The sequence below is a fragment of the Adlercreutzia caecimuris B7 genome (genome assembly GCF_000403355.2).
Taxonomy (GTDB): domain Bacteria; phylum Actinomycetota; class Coriobacteriia; order Coriobacteriales; family Eggerthellaceae; genus Adlercreutzia; species Adlercreutzia caecimuris.
In genome coordinates this window covers 1,063,125-1,079,722 of sequence record NZ_KE159646.1, presented here as the reverse complement: position 1 = coordinate 1,079,722, position 16,598 = coordinate 1,063,125, and the positions used below count along the sequence as shown (strand labels likewise).

At 67.9% G+C, this 16,598-nt stretch carries 16 protein-coding genes; all 16 read left to right on the top strand.

The window, feature by feature from the left end; translation table 11 throughout:
- Window positions 1-128: 128 nt before the first annotated feature.
- The 16 genes from C811_RS08190 to rho all read left to right on the top strand — a co-directional run bounded on the left by C811_RS08190 (window position 129) and on the right by rho (window position 16,589).
- Window positions 129-1,649: a L,D-transpeptidase family protein gene (locus C811_RS08190; protein ID WP_016309087.1), complete on the top strand. Its 1,521-nt coding sequence runs from the start codon at window positions 129-131 to the stop codon at window positions 1,647-1,649.
- Window positions 1,650-1,668: 19 nt separating this feature from the next.
- A complete protein-coding gene (murI, locus tag C811_RS08185; protein WP_022926458.1) occupies window positions 1,669-2,562 on the top strand; it encodes a glutamate racemase in 894 nt (297 codons plus the stop codon).
- A gap of 11 nt (window positions 2,563-2,573) precedes the next feature.
- Window positions 2,574-3,191, top strand: coding sequence for an RdgB/HAM1 family non-canonical purine NTP pyrophosphatase (gene rdgB / locus C811_RS08180; protein ID WP_016309085.1), 618 nt, complete (start codon window positions 2,574-2,576; stop codon window positions 3,189-3,191).
- 186 nt (window positions 3,192-3,377) lie between these two features.
- On the top strand, window positions 3,378-3,761 hold the full coding sequence (locus C811_RS08175) for a MerR family transcriptional regulator (protein ID WP_016309084.1): 384 nt from the start codon (window positions 3,378-3,380) through the stop codon (window positions 3,759-3,761).
- A gap of 197 nt (window positions 3,762-3,958) precedes the next feature.
- Window positions 3,959-4,723, top strand: coding sequence for a nickel pincer cofactor biosynthesis protein LarB (larB, locus tag C811_RS08170; RefSeq protein WP_016309083.1), 765 nt, complete (start codon window positions 3,959-3,961; stop codon window positions 4,721-4,723).
- A gap of 1 nt (window position 4,724) precedes the next feature.
- Window positions 4,725-5,624 (top strand): nickel pincer cofactor biosynthesis protein LarC, encoded by a 900-nt coding sequence (gene larC, locus C811_RS08165; RefSeq protein WP_016309082.1) that lies wholly within the window; start codon window positions 4,725-4,727, stop codon window positions 5,622-5,624.
- 324 nt (window positions 5,625-5,948) lie between these two features.
- On the top strand, window positions 5,949-7,667 hold the full coding sequence (gene hisG, locus C811_RS08160; RefSeq protein ID WP_016309081.1) for an ATP phosphoribosyltransferase: 1,719 nt from the start codon (window positions 5,949-5,951) through the stop codon (window positions 7,665-7,667).
- A 63-nt stretch (window positions 7,668-7,730) separates the two neighbouring features.
- The gene (gene hisD / locus C811_RS08155) at window positions 7,731-9,113 is read left to right on the top strand and encodes a histidinol dehydrogenase (protein WP_016309080.1); all 1,383 of its coding nucleotides are present in this window, start codon (window positions 7,731-7,733) and stop codon (window positions 9,111-9,113) included.
- Window positions 9,106-10,203, top strand: coding sequence for a histidinol-phosphate transaminase (gene hisC, locus C811_RS08150; protein ID WP_016309079.1), 1,098 nt, complete (start codon window positions 9,106-9,108; stop codon window positions 10,201-10,203). The genes hisD and hisC overlap by 8 nt, the downstream gene beginning before the upstream one ends.
- A 12-nt stretch (window positions 10,204-10,215) precedes the next feature.
- On the top strand, window positions 10,216-10,806 hold the full coding sequence (gene hisB / locus C811_RS08145; RefSeq protein WP_016309078.1) for an imidazoleglycerol-phosphate dehydratase HisB: 591 nt from the start codon (window positions 10,216-10,218) through the stop codon (window positions 10,804-10,806).
- Between the two features lie 61 nt (window positions 10,807-10,867).
- The gene (gene hisH / locus C811_RS08140; RefSeq protein ID WP_022926456.1) at window positions 10,868-11,569 is read left to right on the top strand and encodes an imidazole glycerol phosphate synthase subunit HisH; all 702 of its coding nucleotides are present in this window, start codon (window positions 10,868-10,870) and stop codon (window positions 11,567-11,569) included.
- A gap of 2 nt (window positions 11,570-11,571) precedes the next feature.
- Window positions 11,572-12,363 carry a 1-(5-phosphoribosyl)-5-[(5-phosphoribosylamino)methylideneamino]imidazole-4-carboxamide isomerase gene (gene hisA, locus C811_RS08135; RefSeq protein ID WP_016309076.1) on the top strand — a complete coding sequence of 264 codons (792 nt, stop codon included), beginning with the start codon at window positions 11,572-11,574 and terminating at the stop codon, window positions 12,361-12,363.
- A gap of 217 nt (window positions 12,364-12,580) precedes the next feature.
- Window positions 12,581-13,345, top strand: a complete 765-nt coding sequence (hisF, locus tag C811_RS08130) for an imidazole glycerol phosphate synthase subunit HisF (protein ID WP_016309075.1) — start codon at window positions 12,581-12,583, stop codon at window positions 13,343-13,345.
- 9 nt (window positions 13,346-13,354) lie between these two features.
- Window positions 13,355-13,678, top strand: a complete 324-nt coding sequence (hisI, locus tag C811_RS08125; protein WP_016309074.1) for a phosphoribosyl-AMP cyclohydrolase — start codon at window positions 13,355-13,357, stop codon at window positions 13,676-13,678.
- Window positions 13,679-13,968: 290 nt separating this feature from the next.
- On the top strand, window positions 13,969-14,655 hold the full coding sequence (locus C811_RS08120; RefSeq protein WP_016309073.1) for a transaldolase family protein: 687 nt from the start codon (window positions 13,969-13,971) through the stop codon (window positions 14,653-14,655).
- Window positions 14,652-16,589 carry a transcription termination factor Rho gene (gene rho, locus C811_RS08115; RefSeq protein ID WP_016309072.1) on the top strand — a complete coding sequence of 646 codons (1,938 nt, stop codon included), beginning with the start codon at window positions 14,652-14,654 and terminating at the stop codon, window positions 16,587-16,589. The genes C811_RS08120 and rho overlap by 4 nt, the downstream gene beginning before the upstream one ends.
- The last annotated feature ends 9 nt before the right edge of the window (window positions 16,590-16,598 follow it).

Sequence of the window (16,598 nt, the reverse complement as noted above, 5' to 3'; positions counted from 1 at the left end):
GTCCTGCGGGGCGCAGCGGGAAGATAGAGGTGCCGCGCGGTCGCCCCTCTGGCGCGCCTGCGGTGCAGCCGACCGCGGCGATGCCCGCGCAGCCCACCGCGCCAAAGCGTGCGGCGGGAGGAACCCCCGTGCCGCCTGCGCCGCCTGCTCCGTACCAGGCCCCGCATCTGGCGCCCGCGGGCGAGGGCGGCTATGTGCCCGGCTATCAGGTGAACCCCAATCCCCCCGGCTCCGGCAAGCGCCGGGGCCTCAAGATCTTCGGCATTGCCGTCGCGTCCCTCGTCGGCGTCGTCGCCATCATCTACTTCGCGGGGGTCTTCGTCTTCATGGGGCGCTTCTTCCCCCATACCTCCATCCTCGACATGGACATCTCGGGCATGACGCCCGACGAGGTGCATGAGATGCTCGACGGGGTGCTGGGAGACTACACCTTCAAAGTGGAGGGCCACGGGCTCGATCTGACCTTGGCCGCCAAGGACATGGGCATGACCTTGGATTCCCAGGCCATTGCCGACAACCTGCTCTCGCAGATGGATCCGTGGGCATGGCCCTACGAGGTGTTCCAGAACCACGACGATACCCAGGATCTGGTCTCCACCTTCGAGGAGACGGCGTTGGCCGACACCATTCAGGCGGCGGTAGACGCCGTCAACAGCAAGGGCCAGGCGCCGAAGAACGCAAGCTTGGCTTTCGACGATGCCGCCCAGGCCTTCAAGATCGAGCCCGAGGAGGAGGGTAACACCCTTTTGGCCGACGTAGTGCTCGATCAGGTGACCAAGGGCACGGTGAACTTCGCCCCGAAGGTGAAACTTACCGATGCCGTGCTCGCCAAGCCGTCCGTCACCGAGGACGATCCGGCCTTGGCCGCGGCCCGCGAGCAGGCCAACACCTACATGGACGGCGCGCTTACGCTGACCATGGCGGGCAAGGAGGTGCTGGCCATCGACAAGGAGGCCATCGCCGAGCAGGTGAAGGTGGCCGACGACCTGACGGTGTCCTTCGATGCGACGCCTTTGGTGTCCATGGTTCAGGAGAAGGTGAACGCCATGGACACGGTGGGCGCCACGCGCACCTATACGCGTCCCGACGGCAAGAAATTCACCGTAAAGGGCGGCGACTACGGCTGGATCACCGACAGCCAGGCCACGGCCGAGAAGGTGAAGGAGGCCCTGGAAGCGGGCGAGGGCGGCACCATCGAGATCGTGATGAAGCAGAATGCCGCGACCGCTCCCGACGAGCACGGGCGCGACTTCGGCAGCCGCTACATCGATGTGGATCTGAAAAAGCAGCACGCCACGCTCTTCGACGAGGACGGCAAGGTGCTGTGGGAGAGCGATATCGTGAGCGGTCTTCCCAAGGACGGCCGCGACACCCCCGAGGGCACCTACTACATCAAGACCAACGACGGCAAGTCGGTGCTGCGCGGCTACAAGCCCGACGGCACGAAGGACTACGAGACCGAGGTGGAGTACTGGATGCCCTTTAAGGACAATTCCATCGGCTTCCACGATGCCGGCTGGCAGGCAAAGTTCGGCGGCAAGTGGTACAAGGAGCACGGCAGCCACGGGTGCGTGAACCTACCGCCCGATAAGGCCAAGGAACTCCACGAGGTGCTGGAAGTCGGCGACGTGGTCGTCGTTCACAAGTAGGGCAGTTGTCGTGGAGCAGATGCGCGCCGACGGCCTCGACGGCTACGACAACCGGCCCATCGGGGTCTTCGATTCGGGCTACGGCGGCCTCACGGTGGCCCGGGCGCTCCAGAAGCGCCTGCCCGAGGAGAGCCTCGTGTACTTCGGCGACTCCGCTCGCTGCCCCTACGGCCCGCGCGACCAGGCCGAGGTAGACCGTTTCGTCCAGCAGATCTGCACATGGCTTCTGGGCCACGATGTGAAGATGATCGTCATCGCCTGCAACACGGCTACCGCCGCCGGCCTCGCCCATGCCCAGCGCGTCTTCCCGGTGCCGGTGGTGGGCGTGGTGGAGCCGGGCGCGCGGGCTGCGGCCCACGCTACTCTGAACCGGCGCGTGGGCGTCATCGCCACCAAGGGCACGGTGGAATCCAACGCCTACTCCGATGCCATCCGCCATATCGACGCGGGCATCACCGTGTTCTCGACGGCCACGCCGCGTTTCGTGGAGATTGCCGAGCTGGGGCTGAAAATGGCGGAAGGCCCCATCGAGGACTACCTCTCCGACGCCTCGAAAGTCTACATCCGTCCCGAGTTCGAGGAGATCGCCCGCGAGTACCTGGAGCCTTTGCGCCGTTGCGAGATAGACACTCTCGTGCTGGGCTGCACCCACTACCCGCTCCTGAAGGCGCTCATCGGCGGGGTTGTGGGGCGCCCCGTTACCTTGGTCTCGTCGGCTGACGAGACTGCGCGCGACGTGGACCATATTCTGCGGCGGCGACACAGCCTCGCGTGCCCGGGCAACGTGCCGGCGCACGCGTTTTTCACGACGGGCCCCGATGTCGAGGAGTTCCGCCGTTTCGGCAGCCGCGTGCTCGCCCGTCCCATGGACGTGGCGGGGCATGTGGAACTGCCCACCGTTTCCGTGAACTAGGAGGACCTTCCATGAAGACCGTCGTCATCGCCACCAACAACGCTCACAAGGTGTCCGAGATCCGCTCGGCGCTCGACTTCGAGGGCTGGGAGTTTCGCACGCTTGCCGAGGCGGGGCTTGCCTCCGACCCCGTGGAAGACGCCGACAGTTTCGAGGGCAACGGGCGCATCAAGGCCGAGGCGGCCCGGGCGGCGGCTCAGGCGGCGGGTCTTGCCTGCGCGGTGCTTGCCGATGACTCGGGGCTCGAGGTGGACGCGCTTGACGGAGCACCCGGGGTGTACTCGTCGCGCTATGCGGGCGCCGACGGCGATGATGCGGCTAACAATGCGAAGTTGCTCGCGGAGCTAGCGGGGGTTCCCGATGGCGAGCGCGCGGCGCGCTTCGCGTGCACTCTCGTGTTCATCGACGAAGATGGAACCGAGACGGTGGCTCGCGGTACCGTGGAGGGGGCCATCGGCCACGAACCGCGCGGCGAGGAGGGTTTCGGCTACGACCCGCTGTTCTTCCCCGATGCCTTCGGCGGCGAGCGCACTTTGGCCGAGGTGAGCCAGGAGGAGAAGAACGCCATCTCGCACCGGGGATGCGCTCTGCGCGTCTTGCGCGACAGGTTGGCGACCCCTTCGGCGTAGGGGCACCAACGGCGCGGGGCTCGGTCTTGCGCGGATGCGCTCCGCCTGTGCGCGAGAGGCGCAGGCGGGGAGTCATTCGGAGGAATCTGGCGATGCGGTCTTGACTTGTAGCCTACTCCATATGGTCTAATTGACATGCAGTCTGCGAGAGTGGCTGAATGCAGCTCCTGCGTTGAAAGGGACCGAATGAAGATCGCGGAAGTCAGCAAGCGCTACGGTGTCTCCACCGATACGCTGCGCTATTACGAGCGCATCGGCCTGTTGCGCCATGTGCCCCGTAACGGCAGCGGCATCCGCGACTACGATGAGGCCAGCTGCAACGCGGTGGAGTTCGTCAAGTGCATGCGGGATGCCGGCATGTCCATCGAGTCGCTCGTGGAGTACATGGAGCTCATTGACCAAGGCGACAGCACGCGGGAGGCCCGCAAGGAGCTGCTCGCCCGCCAGAGCATCGCCATTCGCGAGCGCATAGCCGATCTGGAGCGCGCCTTAGAGCGCTTGCAGTACAAGATCGATCACTACGATGACATCATGGCCGACAGCGAGCGCGCCCTGCGCCCCGAGGAATAGGGCGTTCTTCCCGAGACGCACGACGCGCATTTGCTCGCCCCGGCTTCCCGGGGCGTTTTTCTTCCCTGTTCTTTCGATTCGCATCTCCGATTGCCTGTTCTTCTCTAGACATGGAGTCAGCTCAAACATTTATCATAGACGTTGAAGATTCGGCCCGGGGCGGCCGATGTGATTTGCCGGGAAGAAAGGCGCGCTTTGTGGATACCGATTGCAACGGCCCTGCCCTCGACTTCGCCCGACCCGATCTCGATCGGGCGGCCCGCCAGGGCGCAGGCGAGGTGATTTTCGGCGAGGGGAAGACGGCTGAGCAGATTGCCGCCATTGCCGCGGCGCTCATCGAGGGCGGCCAGGAGCGGGTGCTGGCCACGCGGGTGAGTGCTGAGAAGGCCCAAGTGGTGGCGACGGCTTGGGAAAGGCACGAGGCGCAACGGCGAGTTGCGCCCCAAGGCTCGTCCTCGCTGGCGGCGGCACTGGCGGCTCGGCCGGTGCCGCTTGCGTACTACGAGACGGCGCGCCTGCTCGTCTTCGGCGGCATGCCCGCACCCGACGGCGACGGGCGCGTGGTGGTGGCTGCCGCCGGCACGAGCGACATGCCCGTGGCCGAGGAGGCTGCGCTTACGGCCGAGTTCCTCGGCAACGAGGTGGATCGTCTCTACGACGTGGGCGTGGCCGGCATTCATCGCCTGCTCGACTGCGCCGACGTACTCGCCGCCGCGCGCGTGGTGGTAACGGTGGCCGGCATGGAGGGGGCGCTTGCCAGCGTGGTGGGCGGCCTGGTGTCGTGCCCCGTTATCGCGGTGCCCACCTCGGTGGGCTACGGAGCCTCCTTCGGGGGCATCGCCGCGCTTCTGGCCATGCTGAACTCGTGTGCGAGCGGCGTCTCGGTGGTAAATATCGACAACGGCTTCGGCGCCGCCTTCCAGGCAAGCGCCATCAACCATTTGAACTTGCGAAGGAGCTGACATGACCAGGCTTCTGTATCTGGAATGCACTTCGGGCATCAGCGGCGACATGTGCGCGGCAGCTCTGCTGGACGTCGGCGCGCGGGAAGAGGTGGTGCGCGCGGCGCTCGAAAGCTTGGATGTGGAGGGGTTTTCCGTTGACATCGCACGAGTGGTGAAGTCGGGCCTGGACGTGTGCGACTTCAACGTGGTGCTCGATGCGGCCCATGAGAACCATGACCACGACATGGCCTATCTCCACGGCCACGGGCAGGGAGGAGGCGGCGATTGCGACCACGACCACGCGCACGGGCACGACCACGCGCACGAGCACGGCCACGACCACGCGCACGGCCACGAGCACGGGCACGGACACGGCCCTGTGCCCGACGGGGGGCATCGCCATCGGGGTCCCCGGGAGATCGAGGCGATCATCGAGGGCGCGGCCATGACCGAGGGCGCCAAGGCCATCGCCCGGCGCATCTTCGCGCTCGTGGCCGACGCCGAGGCCCGGGCCCACGGCGTGCCTGTAGATCAGGTACATTTCCACGAGGTGGGCGCTGTGGACTCCATCGCCGATATCGTGGCCATCGCGGCGGCGGTGGACGATCTGGCGCCCGACGGCGTCGTCGTGGCCGACCTGCCCTGCGGCACCGGCACGGTGCGCTGCCAGCACGGCCTCATTCCCGTGCCGGCGCCCGCCACGGCGCTCATCGCCGAGATCTGCGGACTGCCCTTGACTCCGGTGGCGGTGGAGGGCGAGCTCGTCACGCCTACCGGCGCCGCCGTGGCCGGTGCGCTGCGCACCGCCGACGCGCTGCCCGAGCGCTTCGCCATCCGCCGTATCGGCATGGGCGCGGGCAAGCGGGCCTACGACACCCCCGGCATCCTGCGCGCCATGATCATCGAGCCGCTCGCGTAAACAACCATTGCTTTAGTACTCTACTGTGATAAAGTATTGGCATCGGTAGAGCTATGCCGACGGGTCGCGCGTTGTCGCGCGTAGGGCGCAGCCCGCGCGTCTCCTCGGAGGCCGGGTCCATCGGCGCGGCCCCGAAGGGCCGTGCGCCGGGCACCGCGCATCTCGCTCGTCGCGTCTTCGGGACTCTTTCCGGCGTGTCTCTGTCGATAATTCGCCTTTCACCCGCTGCGGTGCGCAGGCGCGCCGCGAAAGCGGATAATGTGAGGGATTTCGTAAGGAACGCAGCGCGGCCGATTCCATATCGGCGCGAGGAGGGACCGGTTCGTGAACGCAGTAACGCCATCGGGTTTCCGCGACGTGCTCGCCGAAGAGGCGCTCGCCCGCGAGGCCATCACCCGGGCGGTGGCCGACTTGTTCGCCGCTCGCGGCTATGTGCCCATCGAGACTCCCACTCTGGAAGTCATGGACGTCATGCGGGCCGGCGGCCGTATGCCCGCATCCCCCTTCAAGTTCTTCGACTCCCACGACGATCTGCTGGCCATGCGTCCGGACGTCACCCTGCAGATCGCCCGGGCCTGCGCCACGCGCATGGCGGCCGAGGAGGGCCCGCTGCGCTTCCGCTATACCCAGCGGGTGTTCCGCGAGGCCGAGACCGACAACCAGGTCGTGGCCCGTGAGCTCACCCAATGCGGTGTGGAGTGCATCGGCGAGCGCGGGCCGGCGGTGGATGCCGAGATCGTGGCCCTGTTCGCCGAGGCCCTGCGTTTGGCCGGCGCGACCGATTTCGTGCTGGGCATTGCCACGGTGGGGGTGCTGCGGGCCCTTCTCGAGCGCTCCGGCGCCGCCGAGCTGTGGAAGCTCGCGGTGCTCGATGCCTACCACGACTCCGACTTCGTGGCCTTGGACCGTCTATGCGGCGCCGTGGCCGGCCGGCGTCCCGAGGACGGGGCCGAGCTGCCCGATCCGGGTGCGGCCGCCCCGGCCTACGCCGACGCCATTGGCCGTCTCGCCCGCATCCGCGGCGGCCGCGAGGCCATCGAGGAGGTGCGGGCCCTGGTGGCACCGCTGGGATGCGTGGCCGATCTGGACGACTTCCAAGATACGTGCGACCGCCTGGCCGCGGCGGGGCTTGCCGAGCGGCTGCTGGTGGATTTCTCGGTGGTCAGCTCCTTCAACTACTATACGGGCATCGTGTTCGAGGCGGCCTCGCCCCACCTGGGGGCGCCTTTGGGATCTGGTGGCCGCTACGATCGCATGATCGGCGCCTACGGCATCGACCGGCCCGCGGCGGGTTTCGCCTTCCATTTGGAGCAGACCATGGCCGCCGCATCGGCCGAGGCGGCAGCAACGGGCGGCCGAGCCGCCCGTCCGTTGCGCATCGCCGTGCCCAAAGGCTCGCTCAACGCCGAGGCCATCGCCTGTCTGGAAGAGGCGGGGCTCGATGTGACCGGTCTCGCGAGCCCGGGCCGCTCGCTCGTCATCTCCAACCCGGGGGTCGACTACATCATCGTGCGCCCCTCCGATGCGCCGGTGTTCGTGGCCCTGGGAGCGGCCGACTGCGGCATCTGCGGCAAGGATTCCCTGCAAGAGGTGGGGGCCGATGTGGTGGAGCTCGTGGATCTGCGCTTCGGCGGCTGCCGCTTCGTGGTGGCCGAGGCCGCCGGTACCACCGCGGCCATCGAGGAGCGCTACCGCAAGCTCGGCTCCATGCGCATCGCCACGAAGTACCCCGCTATCACCCGGGCGCACTTCGCACGGACCGGCACCCAGGTGGAGATCGTGTACCTGCACGGCAACGTGGAGCTGGCCCCCATGGTGGGGCTCGCCGAGCGCATCGTGGACATCACGGCCACAGGCACCACCCTGGCCGAGAACAACTTGGAAATCGTGGAAGAGGTGCTGGCCTCCACGGCCCGCTTCTTCGCCAACGGCTGCGCCCTGCGCACCGACGAGCGCATCGTGGGCCTGGCCCGCACGCTGGCGGCCCACGCCCCCCATCATAGCTACGCGCCCATCGCCGGCGCATCGAATCCGGCCGGCTAGACCGCTTGTCCCCCGCGCCTCGGCGGCGCGTATCCGTTTCCGACGACCCCTAAGGAGAGACCCATGACCATGCGACGCGTAGACCTGCAACCCACCGAGCCCTTCACCGCCGACTTCATCGATCGGGCGGGGGCCTTCAACCCCGGCGCCCTGGAGGCGGCCACGGCCATCATCGAGGAGGTGCGCGCGAAGGGCGACGCGGCCCTGCGGGCCTACACCGAGAAGTTCGACGGCGTGGCCATCGACGACTTCCGTGTGCCCGAGAGCGCCATCGAGGAGGCCCTGGCCGCAGTTGACCCCGACACTATCGACGCCCTGAACCAGGCCGCGGCCCAGATCCGCGACTTCCACGAGCGCCAGCGCCAGCAGAGCTGGTTCTTCGCGCGTCAGGACGGGGCCATCGTGGGGTCGAAGGTGACACCGCTCGATTCCGTGGGCATCTACGTGCCGGGAGGGCGGGCCCTGTACCCCTCCACGGTGCTCATGAACGCCCTGCCGGCCCAGGTGGCCGGCGTGGAGCGCATCGTGTGCGTGACGCCGCCGACCAAGGACGGCACGCTCGACGCCACGGTGCTGGCCGCCTGCAAGATCGCCGGTGTTACCGAGATCTACACCGTGGGCGGCGCCCAGGCCGTGGCGGCGCTCGCCTACGGCACCGAGACCATCCGCCCCGTGGCCAAGATCACCGGCCCGGGCAACGCCTTTGTGGCCGCGGCGAAGAAGCTCGTCTCAGGGGATGTGGGCATCGATATGATCGCCGGCCCTTCGGAGGTGTGCGTCGTGGCCGACGAGACCGCCGATCCGTCCATGGTGGCCATCGACCTCATGGCCCAGGCCGAGCACGACCCTCTGGCCGCCTGCTACCTGGTTACCTTCTCGGATGCCTACGCCAATGCCGTGGAGGCGGCCATCGCCGACCACATGGAGCGCTCCACTCGCGCCGACATCACCCGCGCTTCCCTGGACGACCACGGCCTCATCGTGGTGTGCCCCACTATGGAGCAGGCCCTGGAAGCGGTGAACGTCATCGCGCCGGAGCACTTGGAGATGCACGTGGCGAACGCCATGGAGCACCTCGGCGCCATCCACAACGCCGGCGCCATCTTCCTGGGGGAGTGGACCCCCGAGGCCGTGGGCGACTACGTGGCCGGCCCCAACCACACCCTGCCCACAGGCGGCACGGCCCGCTACTCCTCGCCCCTTTCGGTGGACGATTTCGTGAAGAAGTCCTCCGTCATCCAGTACACGGCTGCCGCCCTGAGAAACGACGCCCGCTCCGTGGTGCAGATCGCCACCCACGAGGGGCTGTGGGCCCATGCCCAGTCCGTGGCCCTGCGCCTGCAGAGCCTGCTTTCCGCCGAGCAGGCGGGCGTGGCCGGGGCCGGGGCGACGGCCGGGGTGGATGCCGGCGCGGGCGCGGCTGCGACGGGCTCGGCCGATGAATAGGGTGCGCGCGGCGGCCCCGCAGCTGGCGGGCCTTGTGCCCTACGATCCGAAATACCTGCCGGCCGAGGCGTTCCTGTCGGCCAACGAGAACCCGCGGGACGTGGACGGCGAGCTGCGCGAGCTCATCGGCCGCCGCATCGCGAAGGTGCCCCTCAACCGCTACCCCGATCCGCTCGCGGGCGGTCTGCGCGACATGATCGCCGAGGCCAACGGCCTCGACCGCGATCATGTGCTCATCGGCAACGGCGGTGATGAGCTGCTGTTCAACCTGGCGCTGGCCTGGGGCGGCCCGGGGCGCACCTGTCTGAACTTCCCGCCCACCTTCTCGGTGTACGCGGCCAATGCCCGGCTCACGAACACCGCGGTGGTGGACATCGCGCGCACCGAGGACTTCTCCATCGACGAGGAGGCCGCCTTCGAGCGTTTGGCCGTCGGCGACATCGACTACGTTATCGTGGCGAGCCCGAACAACCCCACGGGCCTGCGCTGCCCCCAGGCCTTCATCGAGCGCCTGCTGGACGCCACCGACGCCCTGGTTATGGTGGACGAGGCCTACTTCGAGTTCTCGCGCCAGACCGCGCGCCCTTTGCTCGCGACCCACGAGAACCTCGTCATCCTGCGCACGTTCTCCAAGGCGTTCTCGCTTGCGGGGGTGCGGCTCGGCTATATTCTGGCGAACCCGGCGGTCATCCGCGAGTTCGTCAAGGTGCGCCAGCCCTATTCGGTGGATGCGGTGTCCCAGGCTGTGGGCGAGGTGGTCTTCGAGCACCGGGCCCGCTTCGAGCCGGGCATCCGCGAGATCATCGAGGAGCGCGGCCGGGTCGCAGAGGCGCTGCGGGCAACTCCCGGCATCGTGCCGTTCCCATCGGACTCCAACTGGATTCTGCTGCGCATGGAAGACGCCGGCGAGGCCTGGGAGTACCTCTACGAGCACGGGGTGCTCGTGCGCGACTTCTCGGCAACGCCGCTTTTGGAGGGCTGCCTGCGCGTGACCATGGGCACGCCGGAGCAGAACGACCGGTTCATCAGCCTGCTGCGGGCCTTCGTGGCCGAGCGGGGGAGCCGCCGCGCCCAAGCGGCGCGGGACTAAAGGAGGAGCATCATGGCGAGAGAGGCGACCATCACCCGCACCACGGCCGAGACCGCTATCGCGGTCACGGTGAATCTGGACGGCGCGGGACGGGCCGATCTGTCCACGGGCATCGGGTTCTTCGACCACATGCTGAGCGCCTTCGCGCGCCACAGCCGCATGGATCTCGCGGTGTCTGTGGAGGGCGACCTGGAGGTGGACGGCCACCATTCCGTGGAGGATGCCGGCATCGTGCTGGGCCAGGCCTTAGGTGCCGCCCTGGGCGACAAGGCGGGCATCGCGCGCTTCGGCAGCGCCTTTGTGCCCATGGACGAGGCCCTGGTGCTGGCGGCTCTCGACATATCCGGGCGCGGGCAGCTGCACTGGGCCGTAGAGGTGCCCTTCGGCATGGTGGGCGATTTCGACACCCAGCTGGCCCGGGAGTTCTTCATCGCCCTGGCCGCCAATGCCGGCATCACCCTGCACGTGCGCCAGCTGGCCGGCGACAACGTGCACCATATCTTCGAGGCCGCCTTCAAGGCCTGCGGCCGCGCCCTGCGCCAGGCCGTGGCCATCGATCCGGCGCTCGCCGGCGAGGTGCCCTCCACAAAGGGCGTGCTGTAGCCGGCCGCGCGCCATGGACGGCCCGGCGTTGTTGACCGTAGCGGTGAGGGGAGTTGCGAAGTTGATCGTTGTCGTTGATTACCATAAGGGAAACCTGCTCTCGGTGGAGCGGGGGCTGCGCGGCGCGGGGGCCGAGGTCGTCGTCTCCGACGATCCGGCTCAGGTGCGCGCGGCCGATGCCGTGGTGCTGCCGGGCGTGGGCGCCTTCGCCGATGCCGCCGCGTCTTTGGAAGAGCTCGGCCTGGGCGCGGCTGTGACCGACGCCGTGGCGGCCGGGGCGCCCTTTCTCGGCATTTGCCTGGGCATGCACCTCATGTTCGAGGCCGGTACCGAGCACGCGCCCGGGGCCGGGCCCCTGCCCGCGGGCCTGGGCCTCGTCCCCGGCACGGTGGGCCTCATGCCCAAGACCGACGAGGCGGGCGCGGCCTATAAGATTCCCCATGTGGGCTGGAACTCCGTGGAGTGGGACGAGACCGACCCATTGTTCGACGGCCTGGAAAGCGGGGAGTACTTCTACTTCACCCACTCCTTCGCCGCCCCCGAGAGCGCCGCGACCATCGGGCGCACCACCCACTCGGTCACGTTCCCCTGCGCCGTGCGGGTGCCCGGGCGTCCCGTGTGGGGCGTGCAGTTCCACCCCGAGAAGAGCTCGGATGCCGGCGCGCGCCTGCTCGCCAACTTCGTAACCGTTGCCGGTGCTGCGGCCGGTCGCCGCGGCGCGGCCGCTACCATGGCGGAAGATACCGTCTTGTCAAAGGAGTAGCCATGTATCTGTTGCCCGCCATCGATATCCTGGACGGCCGCGCCGTGCGCCTGGCCCGCGGCGACTACGATGCCGTCACCGTGTACCACGACGACCCGGCCACCCAGGCCCAGCTCTTCGAGGAGGACGGCGCCACCTGGCTGCACGTGGTGGACCTGGACGGCGCGAAATCCGGCAACCCCGACAACATCGAGGTAGTGCGCCGCATTCTGGCCTGCACGAAGCTGAAGGTGGAAGTGGGCGGCGGCGTGCGCTCGCTGGAGGTGGCCGACCGTTTGCTGGACGCCGGGGCCACCCGGGTCATCTTGGGCACCGCCCTTGTGCGCGACCCCGATTTCGCCCAGGCCGCCATGGAGAAGTTCGGTCCCGACGCGCTCGTGGCCGGCATCGACGCGAAGGCGGGGGAGGCCGCTGTGGCCGGCTGGATCGAAGGATCCGGAATGTCGGCGCTGGATTTGGCCGCGCGCATGGCCGACTTGGGCTACGAGCACATCGTGTATACCGACATCGCCCGCGACGGCATGCAGACCGGCGTGGATCCGCACGCCTATGCGGACGTTGCCGAGGCCTTCCGCAACCCGGTCATCGTGTCCGGCGGCATAGCCACCGCGGCCGACATCCGCGCCCTGGCCCCCATCGCCGACGCGGTGGAGGGCGTCATCGCCGGCCGCGCCATTTACGAGGGAACGCTCTCGGTGGCCGACGGCGTGGCCGCCTGCGCGGGCACCTACCAGGTGAGCGATGCTTTGGAAGCGGAGGAGCGCCCGCTGACCATCGAGGATTTGGAAGGCTAGCAAGAAAACGTAGTCGGCGAGACGGCCGGTGTTGCGACCGAGCGAGTTTTGCAGAGTAGAGCAGTGAAGGAAAAAGAGCCGAGTGGGTTCGGCGTGCCTCGACCGAGCGAGTTCCGCAGCGACGAGAACAGGACTAAACGTCCTGTTCTCCAAAGCGAGGACTGCCTGAGCGAATCGAGGTATGCCGAACCCGCTCGGCGGACGGATTGAGACCACTATGCTGACAAAGAGAGTAATACCCTGCCTGGACGTGAAGGACGGCCGCGTCGTGAAGGGCGTCAACTTCGTGGGCCTGCGGGATGCGGGCGACCCCATCGAGCTGGCCCGGGCCTATGACGAGCAGAGGGCCGACGAGGTGATCTTCCTCGACATCACGGCCACGAGCGATGATAGGGCCACCACGGTGGAGTTGGCCAGCCATGCCTCGGCCGAGCTGCACCTGCCCTATTGCGTGGGCGGCGGCTTCCGCAGCGTGGCCGACATTCGGACGATGATCGCCGCCGGGGCCGACAAGGTATCGGTGAACTCGGCGGCCGTGGCGAACCCCGACCTCATCGCGCAAGCGGCTCGGGCCTTCGGCACCCAGGCCGTCGTGGTGGCCATCGACGCGAAGGCGGTGCCCGGCAACCCCAACAAGTGGGAGGTCTATGTGGCCGGCGGCCGCAAGAACACCGGCATCGACGTCGTGGAATGGGCGCGCGAGGCGGCCCGGCGCGGAGCGGGGGAGATCCTGCTCACGAGCATGGACCGCGACGGCAGCCGCGACGGCTTCGACTGCCATCTTACGCGCACCGTGGCCCGGGCCGTGGACATCCCCGTCATCGCGAGCGGCGGCGTGGGCAAGCTGGAGCACTTCGCCGAGGGCATCGTCGACGGCGAGGCCGATGCGGTGCTGGCCGCGAGCGTCTTCCATTTCGGCGAGCTGACCGTGCGCCAGGTGAAGGAATCCATGCGCGCCGCCGGCATTTCCGTGCGCCTGTAGGGGGCCGTGATGAATATTCCCGAGCTGAAGTACAACGAGGCGGGGCTCATCCCCTGCATCGTGCAGGACGCCGATACGGGCGCGGTGCTCATGATGGCGTGGATGAGCGCGGAATCGCTGGCGCTCACGCTAGAGCGCGGCGAGACGGTGTTCTTCAGTCGCAGCCGTCAGGAGCTGTGGCATAAGGGCGCCACGAGCGGCAATACCCAGAAGCTGGTGGATCTGCGCTACGACTGCGACGGCGACACGCTGCTGGCCTTGGTGAACCCCGCCGGCCCGGCGTGCCACACCGGTGCGCGCACTTGCTTCTACCGCTCGATGACGGAGGAGTAGCGAGAGGCGCTCAAAGAGAAGAGAGCGGTTAGCGGGCCGTCCGCTCCGTCGAGGCTCGCGCGGAGAGCCCGAATTGCGCACGCTCGCTGGTTTTTCTTGTGCGGCGAAAGAAGTTGCGCTACTATGATTCAAGCTCTGAACTTGTATCAGAGGCGTGCACCTCGTTTCCATTCTCCCTTTTCCGTATTCCCCATCTCAACGTTCTCGCGGACTGGGCTTTTCGGTGCGTACCGCCTTCGGTTCGGATGCCGATCCCAACGTGCCTGTAAACCTCAAGAAGGAGGATGAACGTGAAGTTTTTCCTGGATACGGCCGATCTCGCCGAGATCGAGGAGGCTGCCAGCTGGGGTGCGCTCGCCGGCGTGACCACTAACCCGACGCTGTACTCGCGCATCGGCGGCAAGCTGGACGACTTCCACAACCACATCAAGCGCATCTGCGACATCGTGGGGCCCGCCTGTCCGGTGTCGGCCGAGTCGGTGGCCATGACCCGCGACGAGATCGTGCGCGACGGCCGCGAGCTGGCCAAGATCGCCCCCAACGTCGTGGTGAAGATCCCCACCATGGTGGAGGGTCTTGCCGCCACCCGTCAGCTGGCCGACGAGGGCATCCCGGTGAACATGACCCTGTGTTTCACCGTGCCCCAGGCCATTCTGGCCGCTCGCGCCGGCGCCCGCTACATCTCGCCGTTCGTGGGCCGTTTCGACGACATCTCCGAGGACGGCCTGGCCCAGCTGGAGGACGTGGTGACCGCCATCGGCAATTACGATTTTTCCGCCGATACGGTGAACGGCGAGAAGATCGAGATCATCGCCGCCTCCATCCGCAGCGCCAACCATGTGACCCAGGCCGCTCTCATGGGCGCCGACATCGCCACCGTGCCCTTCGGCATCCTGAAGAAGTGCGTGTCCCATCCGCTGACCGACCGCGGCCTGGAATCGTTCCTTAAGGACTGGGAGAAGGTTCAGAACGCATGAGTGAGGCCGACGAGAAGCAGATGACCATCGCCGACGCCCCGGAGACGGCCCCCGAGAAGCCCAAGCGCGGCCGTCCGCGCAAGAAAGCCGCCGAGGATGCGGCCGCCGAGGGCGCAGGCGTTGGAGCCGAAGCCCCGGCGAAGAAGCCGGTGCGCCGCCGCGCGACGAAGGCAGCCGAGGAGGCTGGCGAGGCTGCGGCCGGGAAGGCTGCGGCCGAGGAGGCTCCCAAGCCCCGCCGCACCCGCAAGAAGGCCGAGTCCGACGGTGCGGCGCCGGCCGAAGCTGCCGAGGGGGCACCGGCCGTCGAGGCTGCGGTCGAGAAGCCCCGCCGCGGCCGTCCGCGCAAGAAGGCGGAAGACGCCGACGAGGGCGCGGCCGAGAAGCCGGCCGGGGCGGTCTCCGACGAGAGCGCCGAAGCCGACGCCGCCAAGAAGCCGGCCCGCACTGCGGTGGTGCGCAAGCACACCCGCGGCGAGCGTGGCGAGGGCGACCGTGCCGAGCGCCGCCAGAACAACCAGGGCGGCAACGGCGGCCAGAACGGCCAGAACGGCCAGGGCAAGAGCAACCAGGGCGGCAAGAAGAACAACCACGACCGCAACAACCGCCGCCAGCGTCACGAGAACCGCAATCGCGAGCCGCAGCCCTCTGTGACCAAGGAGGAGCTGGCCGAGCTCAAGGTGGCCGACCTGCGCGCGAAGGCGGCCGAGCTGGGCGTCGAAGGTGCCGGCCTGAAGAAGGCCGAGCTGGTGGACGCCGTCTACGAGGCCATTTGCAAGGCCGAGGGCTTCACCGAGGTCACCGGCGTGCTCGACATCATGGGCGACGGCTACGGCTTCCTGCGCACCTCCGGCTACCTGCCCGGCGAGAACGACATCTACGTGGGCCTCGCCACCATCCGCAAGAGCGGCCTGCGCAAGGGCGACATGGTGTCCGGCGTCACCCGCCCGGCACGCCCCAACGACAAGTTCGCCGCCCTGCAGAAGGTGACCGCCGTGAACGGCCATGCGCCGGAGCTGATGGCCCTGCGGCCGAAGTTCTCGGAGCTCACGCCCATCTTCCCCGACGAGCGCCTGTGGATGGAGCACGGCAGGACCACCACCACGGCCCGCGTCATCGACCTGACGGCGCCTATCGGCAAGGGCCAGCGCGGCCTCATCGTGTCGCCGCCCAAGGCCGGCAAGACCACGGTGCTCAAGGACATCGCCGCGGCCATCACGGCCAACAATCCCGAGGTGCACCTCATGTACCTGGGCATCGACGAGCGTCCCGAAGAGGCTACCGACATGGAGCGCTCCATTCGCGGCGAGGTGGTGTCCTCCACCTTCGACATGCCCTCCGAGAACCACATCCAGGTGGCCGAGCTCGTCATCGAGCGGGCGAAGCGCCTCGTGGAGCAGGGCAAGGACGTGGTCATTCTGCTGGACTCCATCACCCGCCTGGCCCGCGCCTACAACCTGGCCCAGCCCGCGAGCGGCCGCATCCTCTCGGGCGGCGTGGACTCCACGGCCCTCTATCCGCCCAAGCGCTTCCTCGGCGCCGCCCGCAATATCGAGAACGGCGGCAGTCTCACCATTTTGGCCTCGGCGCTCATCGAGACGGGGTCGAAGATGGACGAGGTAATCTTCGAGGAGTTCAAGGGCACCGGCAACATGGAGTTGAAGCTGGATCGCAACCTGGCGGATCGCCGCATCTTCCCGGCCATCGACCCCATTTCCTCGGGCACCCGCAAGGAAGAGCTGCTGTTGGAGCCCCAGGAGGCGCCGCTCATTTGGGCCGTGCGCCGCATTCTGTCGAACACGAACTCCACCGAGCGCGCCATGGACATGCTCATCAAGTCGCTCAAGCAGACGAACTCCAACCAGGAGTTCCTCATCCGCACGGCGAAGAAGGCCCAGACCCAGCAAGGGCGTTCCGACGACAACTTCGAGCTGTAGAAGGCACGG

Bases quoted from the DNA above. Each gene is read 5' to 3' on its own strand.
- hisC (WP_016309079.1), top strand. From the start codon at position 9,106: ATGAATAGGGTGCGCGCGGCGGCCCCGCAGCTGGCGGGCCTTGTGCCC.
- murI (WP_022926458.1), top strand. From the start codon at position 1,669: ATGCGCGCCGACGGCCTCGACGGCTACGACAACCGGCCCATCGGGGTC.
- rho (WP_016309072.1), top strand. From the start codon at position 14,652: ATGAGTGAGGCCGACGAGAAGCAGATGACCATCGCCGACGCCCCGGAG.
- hisD (WP_016309080.1), top strand. From the start codon at position 7,731: ATGACCATGCGACGCGTAGACCTGCAACCCACCGAGCCCTTCACCGCC.
- rdgB (WP_016309085.1), top strand. From the start codon at position 2,574: ATGAAGACCGTCGTCATCGCCACCAACAACGCTCACAAGGTGTCCGAG.
- hisF (WP_016309075.1), top strand. From the start codon at position 12,581: ATGCTGACAAAGAGAGTAATACCCTGCCTGGACGTGAAGGACGGCCGC.
- hisI (WP_016309074.1), top strand. From the start codon at position 13,355: ATGAATATTCCCGAGCTGAAGTACAACGAGGCGGGGCTCATCCCCTGC.
- C811_RS08175 (WP_016309084.1), top strand. From the start codon at position 3,378: ATGAAGATCGCGGAAGTCAGCAAGCGCTACGGTGTCTCCACCGATACG.
- larC (WP_016309082.1), top strand. From the start codon at position 4,725: ATGACCAGGCTTCTGTATCTGGAATGCACTTCGGGCATCAGCGGCGAC.
- hisA (WP_016309076.1), top strand. From the start codon at position 11,572: ATGTATCTGTTGCCCGCCATCGATATCCTGGACGGCCGCGCCGTGCGC.
- hisB (WP_016309078.1), top strand. From the start codon at position 10,216: ATGGCGAGAGAGGCGACCATCACCCGCACCACGGCCGAGACCGCTATC.